This window comes from Pseudoalteromonas gelatinilytica (genome assembly GCF_001641615.1).
Classification (GTDB): Bacteria; Pseudomonadota; Gammaproteobacteria; order Enterobacterales; family Alteromonadaceae; genus Pseudoalteromonas; species Pseudoalteromonas gelatinilytica.
Genome location: NZ_LRRU01000019.1, coordinates 571,755 through 582,015 on the forward strand (window position 1 = coordinate 571,755; position 10,261 = coordinate 582,015).

9 protein-coding genes are annotated in these 10,261 nt (G+C 40.1%); all 9 read left to right on the top strand.

Annotated features, from left to right (window positions below):
* The first annotated feature begins 15 nt into the window (after positions 1–15).
* Positions 16–432, top strand: a complete 417-nt coding sequence (locus tag NH153_RS12830) for a hypothetical protein (protein WP_063704443.1) — start codon at positions 16–18, stop codon at positions 430–432.
* Complete coding sequence (locus tag NH153_RS12835) at positions 359–1,591, top strand: hypothetical protein (RefSeq protein ID WP_240494371.1); 1,233 nt, start codon at positions 359–361, stop codon at positions 1,589–1,591. Before NH153_RS12830 ends, NH153_RS12835 begins: the two co-directional genes overlap by 74 nt.
* The gene (locus NH153_RS12840) at positions 1,581–2,612 is read left to right on the top strand and encodes a DUF2169 family type VI secretion system accessory protein (RefSeq protein ID WP_063704447.1); all 1,032 of its coding nucleotides are present in this window, start codon (positions 1,581–1,583) and stop codon (positions 2,610–2,612) included. The genes NH153_RS12835 and NH153_RS12840 overlap by 11 nt, the downstream gene beginning before the upstream one ends.
* Positions 2,602–3,510 (top strand): hypothetical protein, encoded by a 909-nt coding sequence (locus NH153_RS12845; RefSeq protein ID WP_063704449.1) that lies wholly within the window; start codon positions 2,602–2,604, stop codon positions 3,508–3,510. The genes NH153_RS12840 and NH153_RS12845 overlap by 11 nt, the downstream gene beginning before the upstream one ends.
* The gene (locus tag NH153_RS12850; protein WP_063704452.1) at positions 3,498–4,616 is read left to right on the top strand and encodes a DUF4150 domain-containing protein; all 1,119 of its coding nucleotides are present in this window, start codon (positions 3,498–3,500) and stop codon (positions 4,614–4,616) included. Before NH153_RS12845 ends, NH153_RS12850 begins: the two co-directional genes overlap by 13 nt.
* A gap of 1 nt (position 4,617) precedes the next feature.
* Positions 4,618–7,668, top strand: coding sequence for a hypothetical protein (locus NH153_RS12855; RefSeq protein WP_063704454.1), 3,051 nt, complete (start codon positions 4,618–4,620; stop codon positions 7,666–7,668).
* A complete protein-coding gene (locus NH153_RS12860; protein ID WP_063704456.1) occupies positions 7,661–8,728 on the top strand; it encodes a hypothetical protein in 1,068 nt (355 codons plus the stop codon). Before NH153_RS12855 ends, NH153_RS12860 begins: the two co-directional genes overlap by 8 nt.
* A gap of 40 nt (positions 8,729–8,768) precedes the next feature.
* Positions 8,769–9,020 carry a hypothetical protein gene (locus tag NH153_RS12865; protein ID WP_138624994.1) on the top strand — a complete coding sequence of 84 codons (252 nt, stop codon included), beginning with the start codon at positions 8,769–8,771 and terminating at the stop codon, positions 9,018–9,020.
* 51 nt (positions 9,021–9,071) lie between these two features.
* The coding region (locus NH153_RS12870) for a hypothetical protein (RefSeq protein WP_240494372.1) at positions 9,072–10,261 on the top strand (1,190 nt) is incomplete at its 3' end.

Consider the following 10,261-nt stretch of genomic DNA (forward strand, 5'->3'; position numbering starts at 1 on the left):
TTTCAAGGACTGAAAATGACAGCCACAGTAACTCAGTTATTTGATCAGCAACAAAGCCTCGCAGAGGTCAGTGAAGTGTCACCTCAGGGTAAAGCTTTGAGCGTGGTTATTAATCACATTCGTTTTGATGTTGCTTTGCAAGCTGCCCATGTATCGTGTTGCAAAATAGGTAGCCAAGTTGTGGTGCTACACAGTGAGCAAGGTGTGATTGTAACGGCACTTTTAGCCGCACCTGAACAATCTCCGGCGGCTCACATTAGCAACGAAGCAGGGCATATTATTATTGCCGCAGAGCAAAGCGTTAGCTTGCAAACCGCAAAGGGCAGCATCGAAGTATTTGCCGATGGCACTATCGTGCTTGAAGGCGAAGATATTACTGCAAATAGCCAACAAGACCTTACCTTGGCAGGTTGGCCGATTAGGCTTAATTAATATGTTTGCAGCGGTTTCTAAGTTAAAACAGCATCAACAGCGCGTTACCACTTTAATGGCGCACCGTGAAAAGCTACTTGCGTCAGGGGCGTATAGTCTTGCAAGACAAAAAGTGTTAGAGCATCAAGTGCTTAATCACCTTTATGTGCTGGCATCGCTTAAGCAGCAGTCACCGTGCGACTACTTCAATGGGAACAGCTTTAATGACCTTGCTGAACTTAGCTGTGATGATTTTTGTGAGATCGCGTTAGCGAGCGACCAGCACGCCATTTTTGCGCTTTGCGCAACACGTTTAATGGCTGCACCTGAGCAAGATAACAGTGACTATTTTTTAGCGCTTAAAAAGCAGCAAGCTCTGCCTGTTTATACTTTGTTATCGCAGCAACTTAGGTATTGGTCTATCCCAGAACAAAAAGCACTCAGAGCCACAGTGCTAGAGGGCAAAGAGTCATTACCGCAGCAGCTTAAAACTATTTTGTTCTCGCAGCCTTTAAATGATGCTGAGTTACAACAAGCACTCGCTCATACTGATTTTACTTTGGTATTTGCCGCTTTAGTCAATTGCTATTGCCAAGGCGATAACAGCCTTAGTGATAAGGTATTTAAAGTGTTTTCGAGTACCAGTGAGCCTTCACAAAAAGCGCAGTTATTACAATTAGCGGGGCTGCTTGGCGATAGTCGCTGGCATGAGCCTTGTGCTTTATTTTGTAAAGCGCACCCAGAATTTTGCCAAACCGTATTAAGCCACTTTGTGTATAAATCAGCGCTGGTATTGGTGATAGAGCTTATGGGCGTTGCGCAAACACAGCAAGCAGCTTATCAGGCTTGGCTAACGTTAACAGATAGACCACTTGCAAAAGCAGAAGCCTTAACACTGGTAAGCACGCAAAATCAGCATCATGTGCAAGCCGGTATAAACTTGCATGATGCAGAGCATGTTAGGCAAGCACTGGCTTTAAGCAAAGGAGAGTGTGTTTTAAAAGGCGTGAGTTTTACAAAAGCGCAGCCAGAGCAAGGCTTAGCAGAATTGGCAGGCGAGATTGTACAGCGAGTATTTGCCCCTCAGTTTGAATTAACACTGGCCTGTGGTCTTTATCATACTCAGCAAACAGCAGTTCAGTGGCAAAAGTTAATAGCAGGAGCACAACATGCTGCATAACTTTACTCCTTGGCAAGCAAGCGTGTTTGAAGGTTGGCAAGCAGATGGCACTGCGTCTCATGTTGTTTTGGTAAAACAGAGCTTTGAGTTTGATGAAAAAGGCAATACTAGCTTAATGGAACCGTGTGTTGAAATCGTCATGGCCGACGAATATAGCGGTGATCCGACTAGCGAGCCGCTGGTGGCAGTGAATGAACAAGTGGCATTTAAGCAAGGTTTCGAAGTGTATGGCAACTTTACTGCGTACCCGCCAAAGGGCAAAACTGCGCGTGTTATTGAGGTTGAGCTAGGTTTAGCTGCAAACGACACAGCAATAATTAAAAAGCGATTACGCCTTACTGGCGAACGTAAATGGCGCCGTTCACTGCTTGGCCCTGTCGCAACAGATCCTAGCCCAATTACGCCAACAGCTGTTTGCTATAGCCGTTCGTTTGGGGGCAAAGCACATCATGATCAAAGCGATTACAGCCTCGAAAATCCTATAGGTGTTGGCTTTAAACTGAAAAACAAGCACGCAATAGGGCAGCCTTTACCTGCGATAGAATATGCCAACGAGGTATTAAGAAAACCAAGTCATCAAGTAAGTGTTGCTGGCTTTTCGGCAATTCCGAGTCATTGGTCACCGCGTATAGAATTAATGCCAGAGATTGACGAACAAGCGCTCATGGCTGGTAAGTACCCGTTCAAAACGTCATTGGCTAGCAACTTTTATAATACAGCCCCGGCAGATCAACAAACAAAGCAAGTGTTTACAAAAGGCTGGGCGTTTTCGTTAACCGGATTATATCCATTACAAGAATATGGCCAACAACAAACAGTAGAGCTTCCTGTGCTTAAGCCAATAGTACAAGTGGTTAATACGTTAACGAGGCATGATATCGACATGCACTGCGATACCTTAGTGATTGATTCGGACGCACAGTGCTTTTCGCTGTTATGGCGCGGACATATCAACAGTGACAATGTGGCAAGTAGCAGCAATATAATTGTAGCTGAGCAGGGAGGTAACGATGCAGTTTGATACTCTTTATCATGTTAATGCCGCAGGGTGTTATACCGAAAGTTTTTATACATCGGTGGCAAACCAAATGTTGTATTCAAAGCCAAGCAAAGCGCTGATCCGCTGTGATATTAGTTTAGATGCCCCTTATGTATTTGTAGAACTGACTGAGCTTGCTGGGTTTGATAGGCAAACTCGTTGCTTGCTAATTTTGTCTCATGTTATTGAAAATATTGAGTTAAAAAAACTTTGTTGTTCATTTAGGGTCAATAAAGTTCAGTTTATATTACCGCACGCCAGTAATGGCGAGCCGCTGATTGATGATGACACATTAAGTGAATTATTGACTAACGCAATGCCTGAGCAAACACCAGCCTTTGAGCAGGTAAGCGATTGGCAGCTCGAAGCAACCGACCTCGATACCCTCGTAGTTGCCGTTGATTCGTGTAATGATTTTGAATACGTTTCTGAGCAAGCCAAACACCACACAGTACAAGTTGTAAATGGCCCTAGCGGCGTAATTTATGGCGAAGGTGGCTATGCACTGTTGGTACACAGACAAGGTTGTTTAAAAGCCACGACTTTTGATGAGTCAATGCCTACTCAGCTTCAAAGGGCAAACATACAGGTTAGTGACTCCTTTATTTTTGCTGGCATGCAGTCGTATGAATGGCAAAAACAGTGGTTTAGTTATACCCAAAAGCACTATAAAAATGATGACGAACTAATAGAGTTTGCCGAACTAAATACCGTACTGGGTTATCAAGGCGTGGCAAACCAATCTGCGGCATTTGCATTAGCTGGAAGCTATTTGCATAACCCGCTGATGGCTGACACTGAACACGTTTTTGTGGTGTTCAATCAGCCAACTGAACAGCTATTTAAGATTTCAAGGAGTGAAAGCGAATGTCATATATAAATGCCATGGCTGGCAAAGAATCAGGCAGCGTACAATACGACATAGACGCACTCACTGCTGACGTACGAAGCGGCGGCAGTGTTACATGGCGCCATAATAACCCGACATTACTTGGTCTAACCAATAGTGCACGAAGCAACGGTGCACTTGGCAAAGCCAATGGTATTGCCATTTTTTCGGACCGCTCTGAAGGCGAATCTGCTTTTTTAGATGAAATAGCCAGACCCAAGTACCGAGAGCATACACTTGGTGAACTGGTTAATCGGTTTATTCCAGATTACATTATTCCGCCACCACAATGGGATAACGAGAAAAACCAGCCAATTCTGCCGTGGAACGAACCGCAGACCAATATGGACGTTAACAAACCAATCGATAACCCTCGTGCCTTTTTAGATTTAGTGTCGAATCATTTAGGTTGGCAAGCAGGTACAGAGCAGCAATTAGTTAAAGATACAGAATCAGAGGCACCGCAAACCGCTACAGTCTCTGGGCAAAATGTGCTTATTAATGGCCGTACCGCTGTGCATCAAGATAGCGGTGGTAAGTTAACAACAATCGATGTGTGTTTAACCACAATTGGCACCAGTTTTGTGCCTATTCCCTACGGCAATAAAGCCCAATCAAGTGATGTTACCTCTGTTGCAAGTTCAGTCAAAGTGAATGGTCAAGGTGCTGCGAATGTAAAAAGTTACTTTTCTCAAAGCTCGGGTGACTCTCCAGGTGATAAAAAAGGTATCGCTAGCGGAACGAACGACGGTAAAGCCGAATTTATCATGGGGTCATTTAACGTAATGATTGAAGGCAAGCCTGCGGCTCGCCAAGGCGACCCGATGATATCAAATAATAAAAATACCCCACCCATGCCACTTATGCAGTCTGGCGGCCCCGCACCAAGGGGACTTAGAGTGCAAGTTAGGGATAGTTTACAAGATCTTGGTACTGGGAATGAAGCTTCTCTACTAGTGAAAGGCGTTGATTGCAACGATGCGACACTAGGGCAAATAGTGCTTTCTAAAGGTGGATCACAACAACGATCATCAATCGCTGATAAGCGCCATTCTAGTGGTGAAAATTCGTCGATTAATTTCATAGCAGGTGAGTAAAATGGGCTTATTTAAATTAGATTCAGAAATTAAAGGCATTGATGGCTGTTCATTACTACCGCTTGGATATACAGAGTCATATACCTTAGAAAATCCGCCAGATGATGAGAATAAACCTAATTTTATAAACGTAAAATTAAAGCTATTTACAGAACCATCTCTTGATAAATCAAAGGCTAGATCCGCACAATTTCAAATACTAGGGGAGGATGGCAGGCCTGTATCTGAGTCTAATGGTTTTTACTATATATTTGTAAATGGTCATTTATGGCGAGAAATTGCAGCAGTAGATAATGGTTGTTTATCAGAAATTGATTTAGGTCGTGAGTTTGGTAAAAACGAGCGTAAAGCATCTGGCATACGAACTCAGACCGTTATTATTCCCAAAAAGACCAATGGACTTAATTGTGAGCCTAGCGCACTAGAAACCCCTACAGTAGAGATTGCATACTCAGTCGTGCAATGGTCGTGGCAGTATATCGTGAGCCTTGGAGGTTTGTATAAAGATGACCCCAGACAAAGAGGTGCTAACGCAAAAGCGCCAACTCAAGTTGAAGATCAAAATTTAGCAAATAGATTAAGGTCTGCCCGTTGCCAACGTATTGATCTAGATGAGGCTGATGATGAAAAGCAAATTTTTATTCATGATCCTGCTGGTATAGCCTTAGGGTTATTAAATAAGTGCCAATCTCTTTTTTTACAATTACAAATTGAAAATCAAAAGCTCACAAGCAAGAAGCACTATGATTCCGGAGTGTTAGCTTACCAAGCTATGTTCAGTGAAGACTTGCATGAAAAGGTAATGAAAGATCACTATTTCTTTCCACATCGCATGTCGTCTGTGCCAATTAAAACACAAAAACCGGGTTATAAAGATCAATCATCAGGCGCAAAATTTTTAAGAAGTGGTGCAAAACATATAGATAAAGAGTACCTAGAAAAATATTTATCTAGTACTGAGCTTGAGCGACTCCTAATGTTATTACCAGTAGCACAAAAGGAATTTGTTGATTTTATTCAAGATAACCACGAAGAACGCCCACTATCTAAATACCAAACAGATTATATAGGCATGGCTCCAGTTATGAATGACTGGGTGGCTTTAGAGGATGTTGACTACCTATTTGGTTTTAATTTCGTCACAAATGTATTAAATATTCTGAGTATTGATGATATTTCCACCGGTGTTTTCAGGCCTTGGAATGCGAAACTCGAGTCTGAAAAAACACGTAAAAAAAATGTGCAAAGAGCGGTTAGCTCTATAGAACAGTTTTTAAAAACTACATTTGAACAAAGCAATTGGATGTCTGATTGCTTTATGATCCCCGAACAGCACTATGACATAACTAAGCCCGGTAGCGTTGTTCTTAAGAAGCTTAAAAATGAGAAGAATAATGGAGAAGCAAAGTTTAGGTTTGAAGAGTTTAAGCGGATCCATAAAAAGCTCATTGAAGAGAAAAAAGAGGAAGAAAGCTTATTAGCAAATAAAGGGTTGAAAGAGTTTTTCGGAAAAGCAAAAGACGCAGTTGGTTATTTAACCGGTGCATGGGGTCGTGTAGCTAGCCAGTATCAAAATGGGGTATTAAAACCGCATATGGTAAAGCTCAGAAACTTAATGGTGTCATACAATAAAGCAATAGAAATTAGTGACTTTGCAGACCTACATATAAAGAAAGCCGGTGCTGTACTCGGTGATAACCCTTCGGTAATCGCTGTGACAAACTATAAGCGCACACAACTTAACAGGCAACAGAGGCGCGCAAAATTACGAGAAAACGTGAAAAATCCTCCCCCTCACGCAGTGACTATTTTAGATAGCGATAACAAAGTCATCGCCGCTGAAGATCCAAAAGCTTTTGGTAGTAATAAAGGCTATTTTAATCCTAAAAACTGGACTGATTATCATGATCTTATTGGTCGCTATGACTCAATAGACGGTGAACTAGTGGTTGTGCCTAAATCACATAAATATGCAATGTACTATGACGATCCAAACTTTAAATTAGGTGCGGTTGATACTGTTAAATTAAAGGGATTACGTGTTTTAGAGCATAACTTACCTATGGTTATGTTGGCATTTGAAATGTTTAATGCCAATGAGATGATCAAGAAGTTTAAGGCAGGGGATAAAGTCGATGGTAAATTTGTTATTGACTCTGTAAATACAATCCAAAGTTTAGCAGCCCTTATGGTTGAAATAGGAACAATGCGAAGTACATCCTTTAAAAACTTAATGAATCAACCAAGAGCATTATATTTTACAAGAACAACCCTATCAAAAGTTTTAGGTGTTATAGGGATTGTTATAACTCTTACAGTGACTTCAATGGATGTTATAAAGTCTGTACAAAAAAATGATATGGATGCGGCCTTTTTTCATGCATTAAGTGGCGCTATTGCTATTGCTGGTTTTATTTATTTGGGTGTTGCTCTATTTACTACACCATTGGGGTGGGCAATTATCGCTTTAGGTCTTATTGTTGCGGTAGTTGCAATTTTAGTTACGGATAATGAGTTAGAAACGTGGGCTAAGAATGGCCCATTTGCTAAGGATGTAGCCGATCGATGTACTGGTAACTACGAAAAGTGGGACAAAAATTCAAAAGAGTGCTATGCCTCGTTAGTTGGAACAATAATGAGCCCTAGCGTGAACTTATCGGTCCACAGGCTAAATAGTGCGCACTGCCAGCTAATCATTGATGTAGACACACCAAATTTTGCACTAGGGCAATCAGAGATCCTTGTTCAAGTTTACCAGATTGAAGATGAAGGAGTCCTTCATTTTGAACAAGAGTTTCGCCGAGACCATAAAAACTGGCAAATCACCCAAAAAGAAAAGACTCAGTCAGGCTCGATCACCGGATATAAATATGTAATACCAATTTTGTCTATGTGGCCAAAAAATTTTGAGGTTGATTGGAAAGTAAAAGTTCAATATCGCTTAGATAATAATGTGACCTTGCCCTATGTAGATAGTGATGAACGTAATGACTGGGATAAAGGTGAGCAGCCAGATAAAGCATGGATAATAAAGGAGATAGAATATGTATAAGGCGTACTTAGATGGTTGCTATAAAGGGGGTAGAAAAAAAATAGTATCAAAGCGATTTATTGAAGAAAGGAATTCATATTTTTGTAAAGAACAAAGCAAGATGCCTATTTTTCCAAAAGAACAATGCGTTATGAATGCTTGGAGTGACTTTCAATTAGAGAGTGATCGGCTTAATAGAAATGGGGAATCAATTAGAGCTTATAATACTATTGCAAAAGACAATACACACCTAAAACTAGGTATTGGTGGAACACCAACTAACTGGAAAACCTCTTTAATTGTAGCTTGGATATATATACATTTATCTGTAATCTTTTTATTAATCAGTATGCCACTGTTAGCATGGTTACTTGGAAATGAGAAGCTTAGTTTTGATCTCATAAAAATTTGTTTCTTAGTTTGGCTAATTTCAAAGTTAGTTAGTATTTTTTTAAGAAAAAGTCGATTATTTAAAAAATTAAAATTACAAACATTTTTTAATCGATCAAGTGGTAATATTGAGGTTCCTAGCTCAGATGGTAAAGAGTTAATTGGCTTAAAATATGATGAATTTAATGCACACTATCGTGTCGTGCATAACCCTAATAGTGGTTTCCCATTTAGAGGCTTTACACTACTGCATTATAAAAAAGATGAACTGTTTGATTATACAGGCCCAACTTATATTTATGATGTGTTTTGTGAGTTGGAACTGATTGAAAATTTCATGGATACCACAAAACCTTTAGCTGATATCCCACAATTTGAATATTATCGAGAGTTTGATAAAACAACTGCAGAGTTTGATAAAGCGAATGGTCGTCCAAAATATTTTTGGTACCGTGTTGAGCGCAAGTTCGCTAAACAAATGAACAAAGAAGCCCTGAAGTTAAGTAAAGAGTTTGATAATGAGGAGCAACTAGATAATTTACTGATGGGTAAGCCAATCAAAAAGCTCAATCCACCTGAAATCTTTAAGTTTCCTTGGAAATACGCAGAAAATATAAAACCTGAAAGTGAGATTAAGTTTGGCAAAACAGCGTGGCAAAAATTCACCTCATTTTTAATGATTGATTTGTAAATACTGACTGTTAGGGCAACATTGAAAGATAAGGATATCAATGTCTATTTCGTATAGATTCGCAAAAATGAATGCCAGCGCAATCGAAGCGTCACAAAAATTTAAACAGTATATTGCTCTAAATGAATTTGAATATAGCTCACTTACTAACCTTAATCGCTGGGCAAACGAAGAAATCACTAAGCCTTGGGAAAAATTGCCAATTGACGAAAGCTTAAATCAGCCTGATACAACGCCTTATTGGAAGCGATTAACAAAAACCTTATTAAGACAAATAGCAGTGGGTGTTTAGGGTCTGAGATATTTAAAGTGGAATGGTTAAAAACAAGGAATGTAGATAGCAATGACTATGAGTAGCGATGATAAAAGCTCAGTAAAATCAAGTAATCTGGATGACTTAATTGATAACCTTATTAGTGATGAGGAGCTTAAACGCTATATTGCTGAACAAAACGACGGTTTAACTCGTGAAGAACGAGAAAAAATTAAAAGAGACAATCGTATTAACGCAATTAACCAGTGGTGCGCTGAGAACCCTGGCAGAGACCCAACAAGAGCGAAAGATAAAACCATTAAACAACTGGCGTTAGATGAAGAAGATGAGGTGCGAATTGAGAAATTTACAAGAGATAATCCTGAGGAAGCGGCAGAAATAAGTATAAGAGCTGAAAATAAAGTTAAATACCGTAAGAATAGTCAAACATATAATGAGCAACTGCCAAGAGACTATTTACATAAAGACAGTTATGAAACACGATTAAAAAAAGCAGAAGCACTTAATGGCTGTAGCTTTAAAAAACGTACCTTTAAAAGTAAGCGTTTTACGGATCAATATGCAGCAGAGCTTGAATCTCCTAATCGTGGCTCAACACTTGAGGGGCATTGGGTTCGCAATGATGGTAAGCAGTTGGCTATTTCATGGTTTGGAGGGTGGTCTAACTTATTTACTATTCTTGGTTTCAGTTGTACGAGTCTTGCTTTAATCGTTCTTTTTTTTCATATCATAGCGTTAATTGCGAATGGGTTTGAGTATTTCTGGGTGATGGCCTCAATCTATGTGATGTTCTTTAGTTTGGGTTTATTCATTTTAAAACACCGCGCTATATTAGCGCACCGAGATAATTTTTACTTTAATCGCCATACTGGCCTTGTAAAAACCCCGCATACTTTGTTTAGAAAACCGTTTTACTTACCGTATGAAGACATTGTTTGCTATGGCGCAAATGAGCGTAATGTCGGTTCAGCCCGCGGTGGCTCACGTGTATTTGTGTCACTCATGGTGCCGTTAAAATACCCTAAACATTATCGCTTCACTAAGCCCACTTTTTATGTAGGTGGTTCAAATCGTGAATGGGATTCACTGGCATATGCCACAGCCATGACCTTTATGGATACATCCATCCCGCTTGGTACTCACTTATATCAATCGATAGAGCATTACTTCAAAATTGATAAAGATATAACCGAAAAACACGGATTCCCTGAGGAGCTAAAACCCTATTTAGATCCAGTCGATTGCCAAGTAAATAGAGA

Coding starts and splice junctions, on each gene's coding strand:
- NH153_RS12830 (WP_063704443.1), top strand. CDS start 16: ATGACAGCCACAGTAACTCAGTTATTTGATCAGCAACAAAGCCTCGCA.
- NH153_RS12840 (WP_063704447.1), top strand. CDS start 1,581: ATGCTGCATAACTTTACTCCTTGGCAAGCAAGCGTGTTTGAAGGTTGG.
- NH153_RS12845 (WP_063704449.1), top strand. CDS start 2,602: ATGCAGTTTGATACTCTTTATCATGTTAATGCCGCAGGGTGTTATACC.
- NH153_RS12850 (WP_063704452.1), top strand. CDS start 3,498: ATGTCATATATAAATGCCATGGCTGGCAAAGAATCAGGCAGCGTACAA.
- NH153_RS12855 (WP_063704454.1), top strand. CDS start 4,618: ATGGGCTTATTTAAATTAGATTCAGAAATTAAAGGCATTGATGGCTGT.
- NH153_RS12860 (WP_063704456.1), top strand. CDS start 7,661: ATGTATAAGGCGTACTTAGATGGTTGCTATAAAGGGGGTAGAAAAAAA.
- NH153_RS12865 (WP_138624994.1), top strand. CDS start 8,769: ATGTCTATTTCGTATAGATTCGCAAAAATGAATGCCAGCGCAATCGAA.